Consider the following 21,845-nt stretch of genomic DNA (forward strand, 5'->3'; position numbering starts at 1 on the left):
GGGCTCACGGCGTCATCACGACCTTGATGCAGGCGTCCTTCTTGGCGCGGAACATCTCGTACGCCTTGGGCGCGTCCGCCAGCTTCAGCCGGTGCGTGATGACGAAGGACGGGTCGATCTCCCCCGTCTCCACCTTCTCCAGCAGCGGCTTGAGGTAGCGGTGCACGTGCGTCTGGCCCATCTTCATGGTCAGGCCCTTGTTCATGGCCGCGCCGAACGGAATCTTGTCCAGGAGGCCCACGTACACGCCCGGGATGGACACGGTGCCGCCCTTGCGGCACGCCATGATGGCTTGGCGCAGCACGTGCGGCCGATCCGTGCCCAGGTGGGTGGCCACCTTCACCGTGTCCATCACCGCGTCGATGCTGCCGTGGGTGTGGGCCTCGGTGCCCACCGCGTCGATGCAGCGATCCGGGCCCCGGCCCTTGGTCAGGCGCAGGAGCTTGTCGTGCACGTCCACCTCGGAGAAGTCGAGCGTCTCCGCCTTGCCCTGCGTCTCCGCCAGCCGCAGGCGCTCGGGCACGCGGTCGATGGCGATCACCCGCCCGGCCCCGAGCATCCACGCGCTCTTGATGGCGAACAGGCCCACGGGGCCGCAGCCCCAGACGGCCACGGTGTCCCCCTGCTCGATGCCGCAGTTCTCCGCGGCCATGTAGCCCGTGGGGTAGATGTCCGACAGGAAGAGCACCTGCTCGTCCTTGAGCGCCGCGGGGACCTTGAGCGGGCCCACGTCCGCGTACGGCACGCGCACGTACTCGGCCTGGCCGCCCGCGAAGCCACCCATCATGTGCGAGTAGCCGAACATGCCCGCGGGCGACTGGCCCATGGCCTTGGCCGCGATCTCCTTGTTCGGGTTGGACACGTCACAACAGGAGAACAGGCCCTTCTGGCAGAAGAAGCACTCGCCACAGGAGATGGTGAAGGGCACCACGACGCGGTCCCCCACCTGGAGGTTCTTCACGCTCGAGCCCACCTCCACCACCTCGCCCATGAACTCGTGGCCGAGCACGTCGCCGGACTTCATGGTCGGCATGAAGCCGTCGAGCAGGTGCAGGTCCGAGCCGCAGATGGCGGTGGACGTCACCTTGATGATGGCGTCGCGGGGATGCTGGATCTTCGGATCCGGTACCGAGTCCACGCGAACGTCATTCTTGCCGTGCCAGCAAAGCGCTTTCATGTGCTCCCCCTGTCAATCGTGCGTCATTGGCGACGCCCGCCTACAGGTGTGCACGCAAGGCACCCGGTGACAGACCGCCCCACGTCGGGCCAACCCGCTTGGCTGCGCCCGAGGGGGCTTTCCCGGCGGAATACCCAGGCCTCCGGGAAAAGCGGGCCGTATCCCCGGCAGGCGAGGAAGAGACCCCCGGCGGTGGGGGGTTGTTCCAGAGCAGGAGGCAGCCCGTCATGAAGCCCGGAGAACCCAGCGAGACCGCGCTTTGGATGGCTCACGCGCGCGCGGCCCATCAGGTCATCGACGCGGCGCCGCACGTCCTCGAGGACCCCATCGCCCCTCGCCTGCTGACCGAGCGGCAACGGGCGGAGCTCACCGAGCAGGACAGCGCGACGACCTTCCGCTCCTCGCGGCCCATCCGGGCCTTCGGGGTGGCGCGCAGCCGCTACACGGAGGAGGCGCTCGCGCGGGCGGTGGCCGCCGGGGTGCGGCAGTACGTGGTGCTGGGCGCGGGGCTGGACACCTTCGCCTACCGCAATCCTTTCCCGCACCTGCGCGTCTTCGAGGTCGACCACCCCGCCACCCAGGCGTGGAAGCGCGAGCGGCTCGGCGCCGCGGGCATCGCCCTGCCCGACACCGTCACCTACGCCCCGGTGGACTTCGAGTCCCACCCCCTCGCGGAGGGCCTGGCCGCCGTGGGCTTCGCGCCCGATGCGCCCGCGTTCTTCTCCTGGCTGGGCGTGGTGATCTACCTCCCCCGGGAGTCCTTCCAGAGCACGCTCGGGTACATCGCCGCGCGGCCGCCGGGCAGCGGCGTGTGCCTGGACTACCTCACGACGCGCGAGGAGATGCGCCCGGTGCAGCAGCGGTCGCTGGACGCGGTGACCCAGCAGGTGGATCGGATCGGCGAGCCCTTGCGGCTCATGTTCCCGCGCGCGGAGATGGCGGCCGAGCTCACCCGCCGGGGGCTGACGGACCTGGAGGACTTGAATGGCGAGGACCTCCGGGCCCGCTACTTCGCCCAGCGCACCGACGGCCTGGACCCGAGTGTCTCGGTGGGCCGGCTCGTCAGCGCGTGGATCCGCGCGCGCTGAACTCAGCGCTCGCGCAGCAGGAGCAGGCCGCGCGAGGTGTCCACCGTGTAGATGAAGCCATCCCCGGGCACGCGGATGCCGATGGCGCCCTCGTAGTAGGACTCGCCCCGGTTGGGGTCCGTCTCCCGGAAGGTGTTGTAGTACGCGGTCTGCCGGGGCTGGGTGGGGTTGGAGACATCCAGCACCCGCACGCCCTCCTGGTACCAGGCGACGTAGAGCTTCTTGCCCACCAGGAGCAGGTTGTGGATGGAGACCTCCGGGCGGAGCTGGAAGCGGCCGATCTTCACCATCCTCGTCGGGTCCGTGATGTCCAGCACGCGCAGGTGCTCGCCCACGCCCTCACCGCCCTCGAAGACGAGCGTGCGGCCCGCGAAGACGCCCACCGCGTTCGCATGGCTGTACTGCAAGGCATACGTGTACGCGCCGAGCGTGACCGGGGCGCGGGGATCCTTCACGTCCACTACGTAGAAGCCAATGTCCGCGAAGTTGACGTAGAGCCGGTCGCCCACGGCGAACATGTCATGGGGATAGGTGTAGTAGCCCTCGGGCGCGTAGCGGTGGAGCTCGACGGGCTGGAGGGGGTTGGCGATGTCGAAGAGGACCACCGACTCGTCGATCGTGGCGTAGAGCCGGTCGCCGTCCACGAAGACGGTGTGGTTGTTGGCGACGCCTCCGGGCAGGTTGCTCACCAGACGAGGCTCGGCGGGCGTCGTGATGTCGAAGACGAGCACGCCCCGCTGGGCGCTGGCGACGTAGAGGGCATCGCCCTGGGCCCAGACGCCATTCCAGTAGTTGTCGCCCTCGAACTGCACGGTCTTCAGCAGCACGGGCGCGGCAGGGTTCCGCACGTCGAAGACCGTGAGCCCGCCCAGGCGGGGCCCGCGGTTGAGGGACACCACGTAGGCATGGCCCCGATGGACATACACGTCCGCGGGCGTCCCGACGTCCACGGGGTTCTCCGAGACGAGCTCCAGACCGGAGGCGGCGCCCTCGCCCCGCGCCCCGTTCATGCGCCGGGAGCGGAAGGTGCCCTGGGTGATGACCTGGCCATTGCGGCAGCTCGCATAGCAGCCCGTGAACACGCCCTCCGCGGAGGACTCGCACAGCGCCACGCCCGTGCGCCGCGTGCCCCCATCCGGAAAGCTGCTCGTCGTCACGGAATAGGCCCGCGCGTCGCCCTGCCGCTCCGCGATCGCCGGACGGGTGCCAATGCTCGGCGTGCCGCCATCCCCCCGCAGCGTGAGCAACGAGGCGTAGAAGTTGAAGGCCGCCTGCCGGTGGAGCAGCACGTGGACCCCCTCGTCGGGCACCCGCGCCAGGCTGGCCGTGTCACACGTGGACAGGTCGAAGCTGGACAGGCCGCAGTTGCCCGTGCCCGCCGTGAGGGCCCGGCACGTCGCGAACGGCCCGGTGTCCTCGGGCCAGTTGCCCACCTCCTCGAGCGGCACCGCGCTCCCATCCCACTCGGGCTCCGTGCCCCCGTCCGTGCCGCCATCCAGGCCAGGCTCCGTGCCCGCGTCCGAGGGCGTCTTGCCGCCCGCGTCGTCCGCCGCGCCCGGCCCCGGGGGCGTCGGCGGCGGGGGCGGCTCACAACCCCCAAGCGCCAGGGACAGCACGAGCAAGGTGAGCGGAACGAGACGAGAACAGGTCATGTGTGGGCCCCCGACGACAAGAGAGCCCCCTGCATACACGGCACGCCCCCGCTCAGGCCAGGGCGCGCAGGGTCTCGGCCGCCCGGCGCACGTCCTCCTCGAAGTGCAGGCGCGCCTGGGCCCGCGCGCGCTCGTCCGGCATGCGCAAGAGCGCCGCGGGGTGGAACGTGGCCATCCACGCCTGCGCCCAGGGCGTCTCGAACACCTGCCCCCGGCTCAGGTTGATGCGGAAGCCCGGCCCCAGGAAGGACTGCGCCGCCGTGGCCCCCAGGCAGAGAATCATGCGTGGCTTCACCTGCCGCACCTCCGCCTCCAGCCACACAGCCATCGGATCAACGCTCTCGTACAAGACCCGCATCTGCCTGTAAACCCTCGCCCTAAAGGAGAACACGCCATGCCTAGTCGCAAGAAACGGTACGCCTCCCCCAACAAGCACAATGGACCCCGACGTGGCGAGTCGCTGCAGGAGTGGATGCGTCGCGACATCGAGAGAATGCGTCGTGAGGCCGAGAGGAACCCTCGCCCTGCTTACGTGGACGACCGCCAGCCCTCGCCCTGCTTCGACCAAACCAAGGAACAGATCGAGACATGGCTCCGAGTCAACGTAAAGATGGGCACCGAGGTCGCGGTGCGGGAAACGCAGGGACACATCCTTCGCTACACTATTGCCTCAGTGAATTATCTCGGCAAGGGTCGTTTTGGATTGGGAAGCTTCGGTTCCTTCTACTACAACGGCAAAAACTGCTTTCACCCCAAGGGGCAGACCTGCTTGGTCATGCCGACCAACGCCGTTCGCGAGTTCATCCAGCGGCACCCACAGGGGGCGTTTTCGCTCGCTAGGGACGGCTACCGAGTTGGGTTTTATTAATACGACCTGATCACATGGGGCGTCCTTCGAGAAGAATTTCCACTCAGGTTACTGCAGCGCCCCCCCCCCTTGGGACGCGATTGGACAGAATCCAACCACGCCAAACTCCGCACTACGCACCTCCTGCGCCCACGTAAGCATCAACAGCAATTTCCTGCTGAATTCGAATAGGCTCATAAATCGAGACATCTCGCTCAAGCGACTCGAATGAGACGGCCAGGGAGTACGTCGCACTTGCATTGGGATCCTTATCCCAACCTGGGTGTCCGACGACAGCCACACAAAAAGACGAGGGCAACTGGTAGGCACTGACCACAGCCCAATCCTTCTGCAAGGTTCCCGCGTTTCTTCTTATCCCAGGTAAATAACCATTATCGATACGTTCACCAATAACCCAAGGAATCGAACCTTCGCCATCAGCCTCGACATCTTGCTGATCATGCAAAATTCGATTAACGAACGACTGTGCGGACTCACCAAGTCGGCTCGACTTCCAGTCAACCCATGTCGATAAGTATCCGCGCAGGTTCCTTCTCGTCCTACGAGGCCGCGCAGCATAAGCAAGCGTCACTTCAATTAAAATCCGACTATTCAATCCTGGAGCCCGTAAAGAATCTGGCACTGCCACCTCATAGACGAGGGCTTCCCTAGCCCTAACAGTTTGTCGGCCGCTCGTCTTCAGAGTTACCCTGAATTCATCATTCTGAGTCGCGCGCTCAAGACTCGGCACACCAAAGCCCAACGTTCTGAGCACTGCAATTAACTTGTCTTCGGAAAGATGCTGAGCCCAACTTGGCCATCGGGCAGACTGAGCAATCAGTGCACGACATGTCTGAGCACTATCTTCCGGAAACAACGACTGAAGCGCAGCTGCGATGTGTGCCACTTTGGGTGCAGCAAACGACGTTCCAATCAAATCGCGGTCCCACTCGGGACTGGGGGGGAAGCGTGTTGCCCTTACGAGCGGAGGACAAACCTCCACAGGGAAGGAGAGAGATACAGGCTCCGTTTGATTGTTTACAGAGTAGTTGCCTCCAAACTCGACAACATCTGGCTTAATCGTAGACCAGATCCCAAAACCTGAAGCAGAAAACATAGACGGCCCACCAGGGGCTCTGTGTTCCTCAGGAGAATGGGCCTGACAGCGGGAATCGAATGAGCTGAGGCGCCCAGGGGTTGATCGGGAGCGATGGGAACGACAGCACTCTCGATGGACTTGAGGCAACGGGTGGTTGAGGCCTTCCAGCAAGGAGAGGGGACGTCCAAGCAATTGGCACGTCGCTTCGGAGTGGGTAGGGCCACGGTCCAACGCTGGATGCGTCTCACTCGTGAGACGGGAAGCCCTGCTCCGCGGCCGCACGGGGGTGGGCAAACCCACCTAATAGGCGATGGGGAGCTGAGCGCTTTTCGTCGCCTGGTCGATGAACAACCCGACCGGACCCGAGCCGAGATGGCGCGAGCGTGGACGGAGCGCACAGGCGTGCGAGTGAGCGTGGCAACCATCGGCCGGACGCTGACGCGATTGGGCTACACGCTCAAAAAAAGTCCGCTACCCGACCGAACGCGAACGACCCGACGTCCAAGCCCAACGAGAGGCCTTTCACCAACGACAACCCGAGCTTCCGACTCCCAAGGTGTTGAGCATCGACGAGGCGGGCTGCACCATCGACATGATGCGCGAACGAGCCTGGGCCCCGACGGGACAACGCGTGGCGCAAGCTGTCCCTCGCAATCGAGGCACCGTGCTGAGCATGATTGGCGCGCTCAGTCTCGATGGGCTGGAAACCGTCATGATGAATGAGGGAGCCACGACTGGGGATGTCTTCCTCCATTTCGTCAGCCATTATCTCCTGACGATGCTGCGGCCTGGAGACATCGTCTTGTTGGACAGAGCGGGGGCGCACTTTCGAAAGGAAGCCATCGCCCTCATTGAGCAGCATGGAGGCCAGGTGCTCTACCTGCCTCCGTATTCACCCGACCTCAACCCCATTGAATTCGCATGGTCCAAGCTCAAGGGATTGCTCCGGACGGCAGAAGCGCGCACCGTCACAGCACTTCGTCAGGCGGTCGAGGACGCCATGCTGCTCATTTCTGCCTCGGATGCGGCCCAATGGTTCAAAGCCTGTGGCTTTCAGCCTCAAGCCACGTGATCTCCGCTGTGAGGCGCACCATAGGCAATCGAGCCGACCGTCAGCGCATGCAGACTTTGAGCAGGGTCCGCAATTCGGCATGAGTCCTCAAGAAGAAAGCGTGGGTAGGTTCGACCTGATTGAAGATGGTTGATGATACCCAATCTATTTGTTCGCGTCTCAAGAGCAGGAAGATTACCGGCCGACTGCACAAACAACACATCATGCACCGCCGACAGCATATCTATAGACGCAGCCCACGCTGACATATGCCGAAGCCTGCACGGGAAATAACTCGAAACCGAGTGGTTAAATATCTTAGTACTAGGCGAAGAAGAGTTTAACCTCTCAACAATAGCCGTGAGCGTGGATGGAGGAAAAAGCCCCTTGGGCAACTGATTTTCCTCATTCAGAATACGCGCATTTTGTATCCAAAAAGGCGCAGCAACTGCTCCAGTTACGGGTATCGAAAAAGGGAAAAGCACAGCACCCGCGACTCTGGTGCCATGGCCACCAGGACGCACTCGATCTGATACGTCTGGATCCCCAGGAACGTAACTCAGCGACACAGCAGTGTCGATAGCCGCAGACAGAAGCCGATGTTCCTCTTGGATACCGCTATCGATCACACAAACACGAGGAGCGTCGTCCGACGGCGCCAGAATGGCAACGGATTGTGCACCAGCAGTTCGGACAGCACTCAAGCCCGGATGACTCATTACATCTTGTGGTTCCACCACCTCGAAAACATACGGCATGTTCAGCACGACATCGCGAAGTCCTCTTCCACTTATTCGTACTCGCGCCGTAAACCTATCTGGCAACTCAGAAAAACCACCTACCCCACCATCCACATTACTTACAATCTCTCCTTCGTACGCATTAACAAAGCGCTCAAGAAGTTCTTCACGCTCCATCTTGAGTTCATCCCACTTCACATAAACAGCGTCACGCTTACGCTGCCACGCCGCAAGTCGATTCAAAAAGCGTGAGTCTTCCTCTTCTTCCTTTTTCTCAGGAGGATCAGGAAGCTCAACACTTCCGAGGCACTCTATGCCTATATCGACAAGGTATATACCGTCCTCAACAATCCTAGGCCAAAGAGCGTAAAGCCCTTCTGAAAGAAGGCGCTCTGGGCGCAATACGGCTTCGTCTTGACCATACAATTCGTACAGCTTCGCAGCGCTGCCGCCCCCTCTTTTCCCTTTAACAAACTTGTCTACACACTGCTCAAGCTTAGAAAAATCAAAGTCTGGAGTAACAGCAACAACGAATCCATTCTCCTGTTCGCTAACAACCTCCAAGCCAAATGAACTGCGAATGTAGTCAACATCAGCATCAGGATCGACTCTCAACAGCATCGGCCCAGCTGCCGGCAAGACAGGAAGCCCCTCCGCGGCACGACTTTGCTCGACTGCGCCACGGAGTGCCTGAACGCGTTTCATACTAGCGCTGAGCCGGTTGGCATGCACTACGGGCTGAGACTTATTTACATTCGTCTGCTCATTTGTCCGACCTCCGCCACGCAATTTGGGCCTACCCGACTGGCGGGCCAACAGACTCAAATGAGGGAGACCAAGAGATGGAGGAGTCACGATTTAGCATGCCTCTTCTAATTGATTAAGGTCCACGCGCCAGTGCGGAGAGCGCACGCGCAAAGTGCTTTTGCTCAACTACCCGTCCCCCAGACAAAATGCTTTCTTTCGCTGCCTCTTGAGCAACACGAACAATGGTCGCCGCAGACTGCCCTAGCAACTGCTCTTCAATCTCCTGCCAACGGATATCAACAGAAGCATCGATTGATGACAGTGTAGAGCGAAGCAATTCTTCGACTTGCCCAGTTTCAGGAGGTGGCATCTCTATCGACTCATCGAATCTGCGGAAGACAGCTGAGTCTAAAACAGTGTGCAGATTGGTTGTGGCGACAACGAGCCCACGACCATTGTAGTCATCTAGCATCTGCAAAAACGTATTAACAATTCGCGGAGCCTCACCAACATCGTTCTGCTGTAGCCTTGTTCGCGCCACGAAATCACACTCATCCAACAGAAGCACACAGGGCGTATCTTCTGCGGCATCAAATACCTGCCGAAGGTTCGACGCAGACTCCCCGAACAGGCTAGACATAACCGCATCAAAACGAACCTTAAACAAGGGCAACCCAACACCAAACGCCAAACGCTCCGCCGCAAGCGTTTTGCCACACCCAGGCGGCCCATACAGCAAAATCTTCTGTTTATTCCTAAGACCAAAACGAGACAATCGTTCACTAGCCGCGAACTCTTTCTCGATTCGACCAAGTCGATTGTCGATGTCTGAGCGAAGAACCATGTGGCGCCGTAAGCGATCAAGTGGCACCTTAGACATCAGAACTTGGTTACTTCTACGGTTTCGCGGCAGTTCGCTGAGTGCACTCACCTTACGGGAGGAATCTTGTGCCAGGGGTGGCGCGATGCTCGCACCATCAAATATCCCCTGAAGCTGCTTCACAAGCTGCGTGTGTCCCTTTTTCTTCTCTTCAGAGAGGATTACCTGGGAGACCTGAGTGACATCGCTCCAAGAGCGATTGCCGATGGCTCTAAACAGTCGCTTGAGGGTGTCTGAATGCACAATCGCTCTCTTGAAGGCGCAGAGTAGCAGACTGAATCTGCTTACTACTGTCAGAGGCAGTTAGCCTTCTCTAGAAAAAATCAGCCGGGAGATGTCTCTTGCTCGAATCACCGCCGAGTTCTTGCTGGGCCCCAAAGGAAAGAAGCCCTCCATGAGCCTGCGGACAGCATCCGCACCCACACTACCTCAGACAACATCACTGTGCCTCCTGTAGCAAACCGATGTGAACATCTCAGCGAGATTTCATCCTCGAAAGTTACCGTGAACCATTAAAACGCGTTACAACATAGCTGTCTAGAACACTCCTGCATCAAGGCGCAGCGCACCTGACCATAGCGCACTACGCCCTCGAAGGCACCTCTCATCGAAGACGCAACTACCGCCCCATTCGGAACATCCCTGTGCACGGATGTAGCAACGTCGCACGGGACCCAATAGCTCTGCACTGGTCTTCAGTATTTCAGTTTAAGTCAGCACAAACACTAGGCGTAAAACCGCCAAGCTAAATTCCACAAACAGTGGATCTCAATAAAGCCGAGAGACTGGCCCGCATTTCACTGTTAGAGTAGCGGTCGGGGCTGGCCTCTGTGGCCATACGCTGCGGCACGAGGCGTCAATAGTCAGCCCTTCAGCACAACTTCATGTCAGATGTAGCCACAATTGAGCACCAACCCATCTTAGCGCATAGCGCGCAGGGTCTCGGCCGCCCGGCGCACGTCCTCCTCGAAGTGCAGGCGCGCCTGGGCCCGCGCGCGCTCGTCCGGCATGCGCAGGAGCGCCGAGGGGTGGAACGTGGCCATCCACGCCGGGGCCCAGGGCGTCTCGAACACCTGCCCCCGGCTCAGGTTGATGCGGAAGCCCGGCCCCAGGAAGGACTGCGCCGCCGTGGCCCCCAGGCACAGGATCATGCGCGGCTTCACCTGCCGCACCTCCGCCTCCAGCCACGCCTTGCACGCGAGCACCTCGCGTCGGCCGGGCTTGGCGTGCAGCCGCTTCTTCTCGTCCCCCTCCATCCAGCCGAAGTGCTTCACCGCATTGGTGACGTACAGCTGCTGGCGGTCGAGCCCCACTCCCGCGAGCACCTCGTCCAGGAGCTGGCCCGCCGGGCCGATGAAGGGCCGCCCCTCCCGGTCCTCGTTGTCGCCGGGCTGCTCGCCCACGAGCATCAATCGCGCGTCCACCGGGCCCTCGCCGAACACCGTCTGGGTGGCGCGCTCGTGCAGCGGACACGCCTTGCACCCGTGCGCCGCTCGCGCCAGCGAGGCCAGGTCCTGGTGCTCGGGCAGGTACAGGCTCGCGTCGGAGACCTCCATGCGCGGGCGCACCATCTTCGCCGTGCGCTCGGGGGCGCCGCGCACCAGCTCCGGAATCAGCCGAGCCTCGGGCAGGGTCGCCCAGTGCTTCTGGGGCATCTCCGCGCGCATGGCCCGCACGTTGAGGCGCGCCGGGTTGAAGGTGGAGGCGTAGTACGTGCTCCACATCTCCTCCAGCGCGTCCCCCTCGGGCGCCTCCGAGCGCGGCACCCCGGGCCCGTAGGTGAGCCGCTCCCGGTCCCAGGACACGCTCGCGTCCGGGGTGAGGATGCTCCAGCGCATGGAGGGAAAGCGCCGCGCGAAGAAGGGCGCCACGTGGCGCACGATGAGGTGGTCCGGCCGGTGCCAGGCGATGAAGTACTCCTCCCCTTCCCGGTCCACCTTCCGAAAGCGCACGAAGGCCTTCATCTTGTGCGCGTCGCGCTGCACCGCCTTGGCGAGCGTGTGCAGGCGGTACACGTCCTCGTCGCTCACCACCTCCAGGAGCTTGCGCTCGCCGTGGGTGAGCCGCCAGAGCACCCGGTAGAGCCCGCCCCAGCGCTCGGGGGAGCGGTGACACGCCACGCGCTCGGCCAGGTCCAGGAACGCCGGGGGCACGCTCAGCCCGGCCACCGGAGCGCTCGACGCCACCGTGTCCGCCCCCAGGAGGGACGCCTGCCGCTCCCGCTCCTCGGTGAAGAGGACCTTGTCGGGCGGCACGCCCCGCACGAGCAGGCCGCGCGCCGCCTCGCGGAAGGACGCCAGGTCCGACACCTCCACCCGCATGTCAGAGCTCTCCCGTGAGCGCTTCCTGGGCGGCGGTGAAGAGCGAGAGCTGCGTGGGCGCGGGCTTCACCTTCTCCACGAGCCGCGAGGAGTCGAGCAGCAGCGTGGGCCGGTGGTCCGCTGTCACGATGAAGGGCTTGACGCGCGTGAGGGGCACTCGCAGGCGCGCCAGGTCCGCGAGGGTGATGCGGTGCCAGCGCCGGATGCGGATGAGCCGGTCCACGGTGCGCACGCCCATGCCCGGCACGCGCAGGAGCAGCTCGCGCGCCGCGCGGTTCACGTCCACCGGGAAGGACTCGCGGCGGCGCAGGGCCCAGGCGAGCTTCGGGTCCATCTCCAGCGAGAGGTCGGGGTGCTCGGGCGGGGCGAGCTCGTCCACGCGGAAGCCGTAGAAGCGCAGCAGCCAGTCCGCCTGGTACAGCCGGTGCTCGCGCACGAGCGGCGGGGACTTCGCCGGCAGGCGCGCGTCCACGATGGGAATGGGGCTGTAGGCCGAGTAGTACACGCGCTTGAGCTTGAAGCGCGTGTAGAGCCGGCTCGCCGTGTCGAGGATGGTGGCGTCCGGCGTGGGCGTGGCGCCGACGATCATCTGCGTGCTCTGGCCGGCGGGGGCGAACTTGGGCGCCTTGGGGCTCTCCTCGCGCTCGGCCTTGGACTGGGCCACGCGCGAGGAAATCTCCTTCATCGTCTCGCCCGTGACGGTGAAGCTCTTCTCCGGCGCGAGCTTCTTGAGGTCCCCATCCGTGGGCAGCTCGATGTTGGCGCTCAGGCGGTCCGCGTACCGCCCCGCCGCGTCGATGAGCTCCTTGGACGCGCCCGGCACCGCCTTGAGGTGGATGTAGCCCTGGAAGCCGTGCACCTCGCGCAGGGTGCGCGCCACCTCGACGAGCTGCTCCATGGTGAAGTCCGGGCTCTTGATGACGCCGGAGCTGAGGAACAGGCCCTCGATGTAGTTGCGCTTGTAGAAGTCGAGCGTGAGCTGCACCACCTCCGCTGGCGTGAAGCGCGCCCGGGCCGTGTCACTGGAGATGCGATTGATGCAGTACTGGCAATCGTAGATGCAGAAGTTGGTGAGCAGGATTTTGAGCAAGGACACACACCGGCCATCCGGCGTGTAGCTGTGGCAGATGCCCATGCCCTCCACGCTGCCCAGCCCTTCCTTGCCGGCCTTGCGTTTGCCGCCGCTGCTCGAACACGAGGCGTCGTACTTGGCGGCATCGGCGAGGATCTCGAGCTTCTTGCGTACGTCCATGCCGCAAGTCTAACCACCCCGTCCGACGCGCGGCGTCTCGCGCCCACCCCCTGTTTTCCCTCGGAAGACCCACCTGGGAGGTGACTGCCTGGCCGCCCACCAGCGGGGCACTCGAACGCTGTCGCGACGCGATGCGTCCTGAACGCGTCAGCACGACGCTCGCCCGGGGAGCGGCTTGCAGGGCCAGGGCCCGGGTGCTCTCCTCGCCGGGCATTCCCCACTCCCGAGGTCCGCATGTCGTCGACTGTCTATGAAGCGCCGGGTCAGAAGGGCAGCAAGGTGCAGTACCTGCCGCGGTATGGGAATTACATCGGCGGGGAGTTCGTCCCGCCCGTGAAGGGCCAGTACTTCGAGAACATCAGCCCCGTCACCGGCCGGCCCTTCTGCGAGGTGCCCCGCTCCACCGCCGAGGACATCGAGAAGGCGCTCGACGCCGCCCACAAGGCCAAGGGCGCCTGGGGCCGCACCTCGCCCGCGGCCCGCGCGGAGGTGCTCCTGAAGATCGCCGACCGGATGCAGGCCAACCTGGAGATGCTCGCCGTCTCCGAGACGTGGGACAACGGCAAGCCCGTGCGCGAGACGCTCGCCGCGGACCTGCCGCTCGCCATCGACCACTTCCGCTACTTCGCCGGGTGCTTGCGCTCGCAGGAAGGCAGCCTGTCGGAGATCGACGAGCACACGGTGGCCTACCACTTCCACGAGCCGCTTGGCGTGGTGGGGCAGATCATCCCCTGGAACTTCCCGCTGCTCATGGCGGCGTGGAAGATGGCGCCCGCGCTCGCCGCCGGCAACTGCATCGTGCTCAAGCCCGCCGAGCAGACGCCCGTCACCATCCTCAAGTTCGCCGAGCTCGTGGGGGACCTGTTGCCTCCGGGCGTGCTCAACATCGTCAACGGCTTTGGTATCGAGGCGGGCAAGCCCCTGGCGAGCAACAAGCGCATCGCGAAGATCGCCTTCACGGGCGAGACGACCACCGGCCGGCTCATCATGCAGTACGCGAGCGAGAACCTCATCCCGGTGACGCTGGAGCTCGGCGGCAAGTCGCCCAACGTCTTCTTCGCGGACGTGTTCTCGAAGGACGACGACTTCGCCCAGAAGGTGCTCGAGGGCTTCGCCATGTTCGCCCTCAACCAGGGCGAGGTGTGCACCTGCCCCTCGCGCGCCCTCGTGCAGGAGAGCATGTACGGGGAGTTCATCCAGCGCGCCGTGGAGCGCACGCGGAAGATCATCCAGGGCAACCCGCTCGACACGGCCACGCAGGTGGGCGCGCAGGCCTCCAACGACCAGCTGGAGAAGATTCTCTCGTACATCGACATCGGCAAGCAGGAGGGCGCCCAGGTGCTGCTCGGCGGGGAGCGGGCGCGGCTGTCCGGCGCGCTCGCCGAGGGCTACTACGTGCAGCCCACCATCTTCGAGGGCCACAACCGCATGCGCATCTTCCAGGAGGAGATCTTCGGCCCGGTGGTGTCGGTGTCGAAGTTCAAGGACCTGGACGACGCGCTGGCGATCGCCAATGACACGCTCTACGGGCTGGGCGCGGGCGTGTGGTCGCGCGACACGAACACCGCCTACCGCATGGGCCGCGCCATCCAGGCGGGCCGCGTCTGGGTCAACTGCTACCACCTGTACCCCGCGCACGCGGCGTTCGGTGGCTACAAGCAGTCGGGCATCGGCCGCGAGACGCACAAGATGATGCTCAGCCATTACCAGCAGACCAAGAACCTGCTCGTCAGCTACGACCCCAAGCCCATGGGCTTCTTCTAATGGCGCTCGAGCGCGTCACCGTCACGCCCGCCGCCGAGGCCCTGCTGCGCAAGCTGCAAGGCATTCACGGCCCCCTGATGTTCCATCAGTCCGGGGGATGCTGTGACGGCAGCGCGCCCATGTGCTACCCGCGCGGCGACTTCAAGCTGGGCCAGGAGGACGTGTACCTGGGCAGCATCGTGGACACGCCCTTCTACATGGGCGGCGCCCAGTTCGAGTACTGGCGGCACACGCACCTCACCGTGGACGTGGTGAAGGGGCGCGGCAGCGGCTTCTCCGCGGAGGCGCCCGAGGGCGTGCGCTTCCTCATCCGCTCGCGGGTGTTCACGGACGACGAGTACGCGGCGCTCCAGCGGGAAGGCCCGCCGCCCCGGGGCCCCCCGCCGGAGTGAGGACGTGAAAAAGGCCAGTCCCCGCGTGCGCGGAGGCTGGCCTTGGGTGCCTCGGGACCGCGCGCGGACTAGCGCACGGTGAGGGTGTACGAGCCGCCGTTGCGGCGCAGCTCCGCGTTCATGTCGTCGCGGAAGTTGCGCATGGTCTGCGCATCGCCCACCACGCCGATGCAGCCCGCGGTGCCCGTGGCGCCACCGTCCGGGTGGATGCGCAGCGCGGTGCGGTCACGGCCCGCGCGCGGGTCGTACATGGCGTCCGAGTTGGGACGGCGCGCGTCCTCCAGGCGGAAGCTGAAGCCGACGCCGTCGCGCGTGAAGGCCGCCTCGCTGCGGCTGTTGCGGTGCGCCGTCACCCGGTAGGTGCCCTGGGGCGTGGAGAAGAGGTTCCGCGAGCCGGAGTTGAACTGGTAGGAGCGGCCGTTCACCGTGATGGTGCCGGTGGTCATGCCCTTGCCCGCGGGCTGGTTGTTGAGCCGCGCGGTGCCGTTGGCGGGCGACCCGGCGGGAGCGCCCGGCGTGGTGCCCGACGTGCCCCCGGCGCCGTTGAGCGCGGCCATGGTGCGGCGGCCGGCGATGCCGTCCACCTGCAGGCCCCGCGAGCGCTGGAAGTCGCGCACCGCGCTCTCGGTGCGAGGGCCGTACTTGCCGTCGCTGGTGCCCGGGTTGAAGCCCGCCGTGCGCAGCTTGTCCTGGAGCGAGCGCACCGCGGGCCCGCTCATCCCCGGCTTGAGCGAGCCCGACGCCGGCGCCGCCGCGAAGCTGCTGCGCGCGGTGGAGCTGGTGGCCGCCGTGCGCGGGGCCGTGGCGGTGCGCGAGAAGGAGCTGGTGCCCGAGAAGCCCGCCGGGGTCGTGCTGGCCGTCCGGGGCGTGCTGGGGGTGCTGGTCGTCCGGGGCGTGCTGGAGGTGCCCGAGGACCGCGACGTGCTGGAGGAACCCGAGGACCGCGACGAACCCGAAACGTTCATGGAAGACACCCTGAGGAAGGAGAATTCCGCGCCCGTGGGCAGGCGGAACAAACGGATTATCGGAAGACGGGGAAGAGAGTTTCCTCCTGTCCGAGAATTCCCTCCCCCCGGACTCCGTTTGCCTTCCAAGCATCCGCTACCGCGCCCGGAACGGAAGGAAGCGGTGGATGAGCACCAGGGCCAGGCCGGGCACGAGCACCATGCCCGCGAAGAAGACGAGGAACGAGCCGAGCCCCGCGGCGAAGGCGCCCACCGCCGCGTAGGTGCCCGAGACGCCCAGGTTGGCGAGGGCGCAGACCGCGAGGAACGTGCGCGGGGGCATGCGGCTGGTGCCCGCGAACACCACGGACACCTCCGCCAGCACCGGCACCGCCCGGAAGACGAGCAGGAACGCGGCCCCGTAGCGCTCCGAGACGCGCGCGACGCGGTCCCACTCCGCCTCCCCCGCCATCTTGCGCAGGGCCGCGCCCCCCGCGTGCGCGCCGAACTGATAGCCCAGCCAGCAGCCCCCCATCATGCCCACCCAGGAGGTGAGCATGCCGCCCCAGAAGCCCAGCAGGCTTCCGGAGGCCGCGCCCACGAGGCTGGAGGGCACGGGCAGGAAGATGTCCCCGGCCAGCAGCCCCGCGAGCAGCAGCGACACCTGCCAGGGTGGAGGCGCCGTATCGAGGAAGCCCCGGGCGACCGCCTCCAGGGGTGAGGCGAAGAGGAAGAACGGGACGAGCACCCCGGCCAGCAGCAGGCCGCAGAAGCACGACCAGCCCAGCAGCACCCGCCAGGGCGGGCGGGCGCCCCGTGCGTTCGTGGGAGTCATCGGGTCGCGGAGGGGATCCATGCCGGTGACTCTTTCAAACGTCATGGGTCGGGGTCGAGGCCCCAGATGCCCACGGTTCCCTCGGGCTCTCCCCAGGCCAGGAAGTGCCCATCGGGGGAGAAGACGACGTTGCTGCCATAGAAGTCGTTGTCGACCTCATGGCGGAAGACCCGCTCGCCGTCCTCCACGCCCAGGGCGAGGAAGCCAAAGCGGGTCACCGTCAAAAGGTCACCCGAGGGGTTGAAGATCGCGCTGCGCGCACCGGCGGCGGGTCCCACCAGCGGCGTCACCAACCGGCCCTCCCGGAGAGAGAAGCGAAGCAGTCGCGAGCCCCACGTGGTCACCGCCAGGATTTGTCCATCCGGATGAAATGCGACATCGAGACAGCTCGATCCCGCCTCCAGTTCGATGGTGTGCACCACGCGTCCCGAGTCCGCGTCCCACACGATGGCGCGTCCGGTCAGGCACGCCGCGGCGAAGAGCGTCCCATCCGGAGAGAAGGCCATTCCCGCGCATTCCGGCGCCTGCACGGAGGAAATCGCGCACCAGCGCGCGACGTCCCAAAAGAGGATGTTGCCGTCCAGGTCGTTGATGGCCAACCGGGCGCCGTCCGGTCGAATCACCAGGCGCCAGGGCATGACCTCCGTCTTCGCGTACCGGAGCGCGCCCCCCTCCATTACCTCGTGGATGCGCAAGCCGTAGCGGGTGTCCCCCGAGATGAAACCCTCGCCGGTCGGCAGCGCCTGGACCGAAAGGCCTCCTGGGACGGCGAGTTCACCCGAGCGTCCGACCGCGGCACCAGGCCATCCCGGGCCCCAGCGCAGGCGCTCGTCCCCTCCGCGCTCCAGGGAGAACAACAGTCCTCCGTGAAGCGAGCGACTCAGCACCTGATACTCACAGGGCCTCTGGCTCGGACTCCCCCACCGGGCAACCCGACGCCACCCAGCCCCATTCATGGGCGTCAGCCGACGTTCCATCGTTCCCTTCCCCTTCAGTCACCGTGAACGTCGGCCACGCGCCGGGGCGTTCACGGCGACCGTAACATGGCTTACGGCAGGAGATTGAAGTGGGTCTGGGAGGCCCACCACTTCCTCATCTCCTCCAATTCCGCGCCGTGATTGGCCCTGACCTCGGAGACGGACTTCTTGAGCTTGTTGGCGAACCACGCCGTCACTTGAGGGCTCGCGCCGATAGTGCTCTCGGACCACTCAGGCAGACTCAATACCAGCTCGCCTTCCTCGCTGACCGTACTCGTGACCTTGGCCGCGATGGCATCACGATTGTACTGGCCAGGCGTCATCGAGATTTCCTTTCGGAAATAGGGAGGAGAGGAGCTTCTCGCGGGTGCGACGCGAATCACTGAGCAATCGACATGAGTCCAGACCTTGTCTCCATTCTCCGCGAGCCCGGCGTTCTTGAAGCCGAGGCTCTTGAGCGAGTTCTCGAAGTCCGCCAGCCGGGTGCCGTCCATGGCGCCGAGACCCTTGACGGATTGCCCATGGGTCAGCACGTGCAATCTACGGCTGGGATCCGGAATCGTCAGCATGCTGAGCTTTTCGAGCTCCTGGAGCGCCTTGCCATCGAGGTGGGCCCCGAGCTTCTTGACCGTCTCGGGCCCAAGTCGCTTGAGCAGGGCCTCCACTTGCTTGCCGGAGATGTTGGTGATGCGCTCGATGACCGGCTCGCCGAGCACGGTGAGCAGCTCCTTGCGCCGCTCCTTGCTCAGGTCGATCCAGCGCTCGATGAGGTCGGCCGCCTTCTTCGCCACGGTCATGCCGACCGCGCTCACCGTGGAGGCCGCCACGAACCGCCAGAACTTTCCGCTGCCGCCGACGATGCCCAGCGACGTGACCATCCGGTCACCCGTGGTGAGCTGATTGCCCTGGGGATTGCACGTCTCCCACCCCGTGACGACCTCGCAGAGGTCGATGAAGTCCCCCACGGGGGTCAACCCCACGCCAAACAGGGTGACCTCCTTGATGAGGACCTCGGCGGAATCCCCGATGCGAAGCAGTTGGGTGAGGATGGTGGGGTCCTCCGCGAGCGCGCCCTCGTCCACCGCCCGCCAGCCCCCGGTGAGTGAGTCCAGAGTGTCGAGGATGAGCTTCTGCTGAAGGCTGGGCTCGGTCCCGCGCCAGTAGTTGAGCTGCGCCTGGAGCGCCTCCGCCTGGGCATTCGTGTCCGGACGCTTGCGCAGGTAGGCGATGAGCGATTTGGTCGTGGGCCGGACGGGGCTGTCGTGGAACCATCCCTGCTCGTCCATGAAGCCGCGCACGTGCGTCAGCACCATCTGCTGGGCGTTGAGGAACGCGCCCACTTCCTCCTGGGAGACGACACCCCGGCTCTGGAGGCTTTTCTCCATGACGTTCTGGTTCTGACGCCAGCTGCGGACGATCGACAGGAACGCGCCCCGGTTCACCACCTCGTCGTTCGCCTCGGTGCCCTGAAGCTGGTTCAGGACGTTCATGGCGTAGGCGAGGTAGGGGTCCTTGCTCTCGTCGAAGTCATCGCCCACGTTCACGTCGGGCAGTTGCACCGGAGGCAGGGTCTCGGTCTCCAGGCCAGGCGTGTAGGTCCCCGGCGCGTCCAGGTCCGGAGCACCCGAGGGCGGCGCGGACACGAGCCAATCATCCAGGGCGCCCATCTGCCCGCGGAAGTCCGCCATGATGCGGTTGAGCTCTGAGCGCAGCGTCTCAATGTCGGCCTTCAGATCCCGCAGCAATTGCACGAACTCGCGACGGACGCTCGGGTCGATCCCCTCGTACTTCTGAAGCAGGTTTTCGAGGTCCTGCTCGGAGATAGAGTCCAACGGGCGTTTTGCCAGCTCGTTGATGTCCGCGCGCAGCTTGTCGAGGAGCGCCAGCTCCGCCTTGGCCGCCTCGATGTTGTCCGCGATGGAGGTGAGCTGCAGCTTGCGCCGCTCGAAAGCGTCCTCCAGCCGCATGATGTTCTCGGACAGCCCCGGGTTGATCTCCCGCAGGTCCAGGGAGACATCCGCGGCGCCATGGAAGGCGGTGCCCCGGCGCGCGACCATGAAGAGTGGGCGCGCGGTCAGCCCCCCTGTCTCCAGGGTCACGATGTCATCCGCGATGACACACGACTGGGACGGAGACTGGGCCTGGACGTCGAAGAAGAACTGGTTCGGGCCCCAGCGGAGCAGGGCCGAGCTGAAGGGCGCGCCGTAGAGGTTCTGCTCGTTCTGGTACTGATCCCGGATGAAGTGGCCTGGAATGGTCCGCGTGGGAATGGGGACTGAATTGACCGCGAAGTTGGCCTGGCCCTCCACGCCCAGGAAGGCGACATCCAGACAGCTTCCTGCGGCCTTGAATGAGGTGCACTGCCACTTGATTTCGTAGCCACGGGAGCTGGCGCGGGCGGACCCAGCCGCCAGCAACACCGGCCCTGTCAGCAGGAGGAGGAAGAAGGAAGCGAGGCGTCGCATGGAAGAACTCACGCGCGAGGGGGAAGCAGAAAGAGACATGCCCGGGCTCACAGGTCGGACGCGCGGAGCGCGACATCGTGGGCGATCACGGCCTGACGCAGATTCGCGGCGGTCAGGTACTTCTCGATGTCCTTGAGAAGATTCTCGGAGACACCGCTCCGCCGCAGGCTGACGATGTTCGAGCGCACCATGTTCGGCAGGGTCGTGTTGAGGTAGCCGCGCGCGCTGCCGAACTGGCGCCGCAGGGCCACACAGCCCGAATCCATCCAGGGCGTGGCGTTGAGGCACACGGGCTCGAGTTGGAGGATGCTCTCGAAGTCGACGTGCTTCTGGGCCAGGAAGAAGAGCTTGAGCTTGGAGCTGCGGGGCGGCAGCTTCCAGAGCGCCTGCGTGCGGGCGTTCGCTTCCGCGAGGAAGTCCTCGGAGGCCTTCAAGGTCGCCGCGTTCGCCAACGACTGGCGCGTGGTCTCGTCCGACTGCGAGACCACGAGCGCCTCCCGGCGCAGCCGGAGCCCCTCGAGTAGCTTCTTCACGGCGGCCGCGACCCGGGCATACCGCGCATCCGTGTAGCCGCCCATGGACTGGAGAACCTCCGCGGAGTGCCGGGTCAGGTCGGGCCGGGAAAGGGTGTGCTGCGTCAGGAACTCAGCGTGCTCGACGAGCCGCGGCAGGTGCGTCTCCTCGATGGAGGCGAGCTGCTGGATGAGCCGCCGGGCGTGGAGCTGCACGTCCTGGGGCCGGGCGCTCTCCTCGCGGGCGAGCGCCACGAGCTCCAGTTGCAATGGCCCGATGCCATTGAGGTCCGCGGCGGACGCACGCTGGGCGAGGTCCTGGAGCCGCGCGATGACGGCGGCCTCTTGCGCGCGGTAGGCGAGGAAGTCCGTCAGGGTCGTGGAGAACTCCGGCTGGAGCGCGTCCACCGCGCTCTTGTACGCCGTGAAGTCACGCTGGAAGGCCGCGAGTCGCTCGCGCTGGGACGCCGCCTCGGCGCTGGCGGCGCCCTTGTCCGCCGTGGCACGCGCCTTGAGCGGATCCGCCACGTGCTGGCGGGCATCCCGCAGCGTCTTGGTCTTGTCCTCCAGGCTGCGCTCGGAGGGCCCGACGATGTCCTTGGCGATCTGCTCGAGCCGCAGCAGGCTGTTCTCATAGACGGGCATGGAGGCATTGGTCGTCAGCCGGAAGTGGCGCTGGATGGAGTTGGCGCCCTGCAGCCAGAGGACGGGATCGGACCCCGTGCCCCCCTCGGCGTAGACACGCGCCACCGTGTTCATGCACTCGGCCTTCCCCGTGGGATTGCCACCGAACAGCAGTTCGCATGCGCCCGGCCGGGCCTCCTCGAGTTCCTGGAGCACCACGCCGGGATCCGTCCCCCTGGACTTGCAGATGCTCTTGCCCGAGCCGCCCCAGACCCGGAAGTCGGCGCAGATCTCCCCCACGAGGCCCAGCGGTCGAGCCTGGGTGGCGGGCGTCCCGCCCAGCGCCTCCGACGCCGGGGGCACCTCGTCCTGGCCACACGCGGGTCCCCAGGCCAGCAACAGCATGCCCAGCACGACCGTCCTCGTTCCTCGCTCACACGAAATCACGCGATTGCTCCAGCATTGGCGATGTTTGGAA

Annotated in this window: 17 protein-coding genes and 2 pseudogenes; 6 read left to right on the top strand and 13 right to left on the bottom strand. The window is 65.2% G+C overall.

What is annotated here, in order from left to right:
• Positions 1-4: 4 nt before the first annotated feature.
• Positions 5-1,177, bottom strand: a complete 1,173-nt coding sequence (locus I3V78_RS01060; RefSeq protein ID WP_204484455.1) for a zinc-dependent alcohol dehydrogenase — start codon at positions 1,175-1,177, stop codon at positions 5-7.
• Positions 1,178-1,404: 227 nt separating this feature from the next.
• Between I3V78_RS01060 and I3V78_RS01065 the strand changes: the two genes are divergently transcribed.
• A complete protein-coding gene (locus I3V78_RS01065; RefSeq protein ID WP_204484456.1) occupies positions 1,405-2,265 on the top strand; it encodes a class I SAM-dependent methyltransferase in 861 nt (286 codons plus the stop codon).
• 2 nt (positions 2,266-2,267) lie between these two features.
• Here the strand turns inward: I3V78_RS01065 and I3V78_RS01070 are convergent, their stop codons facing one another.
• Both I3V78_RS01070 and I3V78_RS01075 read right to left on the bottom strand, forming a co-directional pair.
• Entirely contained in the window at positions 2,268-3,917 is a 1,650-nt protein-coding gene (locus tag I3V78_RS01070; RefSeq protein WP_204484457.1) for an LVIVD repeat-containing protein, read from the bottom strand.
• Between the two features lie 52 nt (positions 3,918-3,969).
• Positions 3,970-4,245 (bottom strand): uracil-DNA glycosylase family protein, encoded by a 276-nt coding sequence (locus I3V78_RS01075; RefSeq protein WP_239576242.1) that lies wholly within the window; start codon positions 4,243-4,245, stop codon positions 3,970-3,972.
• Positions 4,246-4,389: 144 nt separating this feature from the next.
• On the opposite strand from I3V78_RS01075, the gene I3V78_RS01080 reads away from it, so the two are divergent.
• Positions 4,390-4,785 carry a hypothetical protein gene (locus I3V78_RS01080; protein WP_204484458.1) on the top strand — a complete coding sequence of 132 codons (396 nt, stop codon included), beginning with the start codon at positions 4,390-4,392 and terminating at the stop codon, positions 4,783-4,785.
• A 112-nt stretch (positions 4,786-4,897) separates the two neighbouring features.
• Here I3V78_RS01080 and I3V78_RS01085 read toward each other — a convergent pair whose 3' ends face one another.
• Positions 4,898-5,881, bottom strand: coding sequence for a S8 family serine peptidase (locus I3V78_RS01085; RefSeq protein WP_204484459.1), 984 nt, complete (start codon positions 5,879-5,881; stop codon positions 4,898-4,900).
• A gap of 114 nt (positions 5,882-5,995) precedes the next feature.
• On the opposite strand from I3V78_RS01085, the pseudogene I3V78_RS40295 reads away from it, so the two are divergent.
• A pseudogene (locus I3V78_RS40295) lies at positions 5,996-6,121 on the top strand (helix-turn-helix domain-containing protein); the annotation flags it as partial.
• Positions 6,122-6,338: 217 nt separating this feature from the next.
• Positions 6,339-6,935: pseudogene (locus tag I3V78_RS01095) on the top strand (IS630 family transposase); the annotation flags it as partial.
• Here I3V78_RS01095 and I3V78_RS01100 read toward each other — a convergent pair.
• The 4 genes from I3V78_RS01100 to I3V78_RS01115 form a co-directional block, all read right to left on the bottom strand.
• Positions 6,923-8,359, bottom strand: a complete 1,437-nt coding sequence (locus tag I3V78_RS01100) for a S8 family peptidase (RefSeq protein ID WP_204484462.1) — start codon at positions 8,357-8,359, stop codon at positions 6,923-6,925. The pseudogene I3V78_RS01095 and the gene I3V78_RS01100 overlap by 13 nt on opposite strands.
• Positions 8,360-8,534: 175 nt before the next feature.
• On the bottom strand, positions 8,535-9,524 hold the full coding sequence (locus I3V78_RS01105; RefSeq protein ID WP_204484463.1) for an AAA family ATPase: 990 nt from the start codon (positions 9,522-9,524) through the stop codon (positions 8,535-8,537).
• A 677-nt stretch (positions 9,525-10,201) separates the two neighbouring features.
• The gene (locus tag I3V78_RS01110) at positions 10,202-11,602 is read right to left on the bottom strand and encodes a UdgX family uracil-DNA binding protein (RefSeq protein WP_204484464.1); all 1,401 of its coding nucleotides are present in this window, start codon (positions 11,600-11,602) and stop codon (positions 10,202-10,204) included.
• A 1-nt stretch (position 11,603) separates the two neighbouring features.
• On the bottom strand, positions 11,604-12,854 hold the full coding sequence (locus I3V78_RS01115; protein ID WP_204484465.1) for a putative DNA modification/repair radical SAM protein: 1,251 nt from the start codon (positions 12,852-12,854) through the stop codon (positions 11,604-11,606).
• Between the two features lie 234 nt (positions 12,855-13,088).
• Here I3V78_RS01115 and adh point away from each other — a divergent pair, with 234 nt between their 5' ends.
• Together adh and I3V78_RS01125 are read left to right on the top strand one after the other, a co-directional pair.
• Positions 13,089-14,618 carry an aldehyde dehydrogenase gene (gene adh / locus I3V78_RS01120; RefSeq protein ID WP_204484466.1) on the top strand — a complete coding sequence of 510 codons (1,530 nt, stop codon included), beginning with the start codon at positions 13,089-13,091 and terminating at the stop codon, positions 14,616-14,618.
• Complete coding sequence (locus tag I3V78_RS01125) at positions 14,618-15,010, top strand: DUF779 domain-containing protein (RefSeq protein ID WP_204484467.1); 393 nt, start codon at positions 14,618-14,620, stop codon at positions 15,008-15,010. The genes adh and I3V78_RS01125 overlap by 1 nt, the downstream gene beginning before the upstream one ends.
• Before the next feature lie 68 nt (positions 15,011-15,078).
• Here I3V78_RS01125 and I3V78_RS01130 read toward each other — a convergent pair whose 3' ends face one another.
• The 5 genes from I3V78_RS01130 to I3V78_RS01150 all read right to left on the bottom strand — a co-directional run bounded on the left by I3V78_RS01130 (position 15,079) and on the right by I3V78_RS01150 (position 21,781).
• The gene (locus I3V78_RS01130; RefSeq protein WP_204484468.1) at positions 15,079-15,975 is read right to left on the bottom strand and encodes a peptidoglycan-binding domain-containing protein; all 897 of its coding nucleotides are present in this window, start codon (positions 15,973-15,975) and stop codon (positions 15,079-15,081) included.
• 136 nt (positions 15,976-16,111) lie between these two features.
• Complete coding sequence (locus I3V78_RS01135) at positions 16,112-16,810, bottom strand: TVP38/TMEM64 family protein (protein WP_239576243.1); 699 nt, start codon at positions 16,808-16,810, stop codon at positions 16,112-16,114.
• 20 nt (positions 16,811-16,830) lie between these two features.
• Positions 16,831-17,427: a WD40 repeat domain-containing protein gene (locus I3V78_RS01140; RefSeq protein WP_204484469.1), complete on the bottom strand. Its 597-nt coding sequence runs from the start codon at positions 17,425-17,427 to the stop codon at positions 16,831-16,833.
• Between the two features lie 410 nt (positions 17,428-17,837).
• Positions 17,838-20,231, bottom strand: coding sequence for a hypothetical protein (locus I3V78_RS01145; RefSeq protein ID WP_204484470.1), 2,394 nt, complete (start codon positions 20,229-20,231; stop codon positions 17,838-17,840).
• Between the two features lie 47 nt (positions 20,232-20,278).
• Entirely contained in the window at positions 20,279-21,781 is a 1,503-nt protein-coding gene (locus I3V78_RS01150; protein ID WP_204484471.1) for a hypothetical protein, read from the bottom strand.
• Between the last annotated feature and the right edge of the window lie 64 nt (positions 21,782-21,845).

Source organism: Archangium primigenium (assembly GCF_016904885.1).
In the GTDB taxonomy this organism is placed as follows: Bacteria; Myxococcota; Myxococcia; order Myxococcales; family Myxococcaceae; genus Cystobacter; species Cystobacter primigenius.

Coding starts and splice junctions, on each gene's coding strand:
- I3V78_RS01140 (WP_204484469.1), bottom strand. CDS start 17,427: ATGCCCTGGCGCCTGGTGATTCGACCGGACGGCGCCCGGTTGGCCATC.
- adh (WP_204484466.1), top strand. CDS start 13,089: ATGTCGTCGACTGTCTATGAAGCGCCGGGTCAGAAGGGCAGCAAGGTG.
- I3V78_RS01110 (WP_204484464.1), bottom strand. CDS start 11,602: ATGCGGGTGGAGGTGTCGGACCTGGCGTCCTTCCGCGAGGCGGCGCGC.
- I3V78_RS01125 (WP_204484467.1), top strand. CDS start 14,618: ATGGCGCTCGAGCGCGTCACCGTCACGCCCGCCGCCGAGGCCCTGCTG.
- I3V78_RS01115 (WP_204484465.1), bottom strand. CDS start 12,854: ATGGACGTACGCAAGAAGCTCGAGATCCTCGCCGATGCCGCCAAGTAC.
- I3V78_RS01065 (WP_204484456.1), top strand. CDS start 1,405: ATGAAGCCCGGAGAACCCAGCGAGACCGCGCTTTGGATGGCTCACGCG.
- I3V78_RS01070 (WP_204484457.1), bottom strand. CDS start 3,917: ATGACCTGTTCTCGTCTCGTTCCGCTCACCTTGCTCGTGCTGTCCCTG.
- I3V78_RS01100 (WP_204484462.1), bottom strand. CDS start 8,359: ATGAAACGCGTTCAGGCACTCCGTGGCGCAGTCGAGCAAAGTCGTGCC.
- I3V78_RS01130 (WP_204484468.1), bottom strand. CDS start 15,975: ATGAACGTTTCGGGTTCGTCGCGGTCCTCGGGTTCCTCCAGCACGTCG.
- I3V78_RS01135 (WP_239576243.1), bottom strand. CDS start 16,810: ATGGATCCCCTCCGCGACCCGATGACTCCCACGAACGCACGGGGCGCC.
- I3V78_RS01080 (WP_204484458.1), top strand. CDS start 4,390: ATGCGTCGCGACATCGAGAGAATGCGTCGTGAGGCCGAGAGGAACCCT.
- I3V78_RS01085 (WP_204484459.1), bottom strand. CDS start 5,881: ATGTTTTCTGCTTCAGGTTTTGGGATCTGGTCTACGATTAAGCCAGAT.
- I3V78_RS01075 (WP_239576242.1), bottom strand. CDS start 4,245: ATGGCTGTGTGGCTGGAGGCGGAGGTGCGGCAGGTGAAGCCACGCATG.
- I3V78_RS01145 (WP_204484470.1), bottom strand. CDS start 20,231: ATGCGACGCCTCGCTTCCTTCTTCCTCCTCCTGCTGACAGGGCCGGTG.
- I3V78_RS01060 (WP_204484455.1), bottom strand. CDS start 1,177: ATGAAAGCGCTTTGCTGGCACGGCAAGAATGACGTTCGCGTGGACTCG.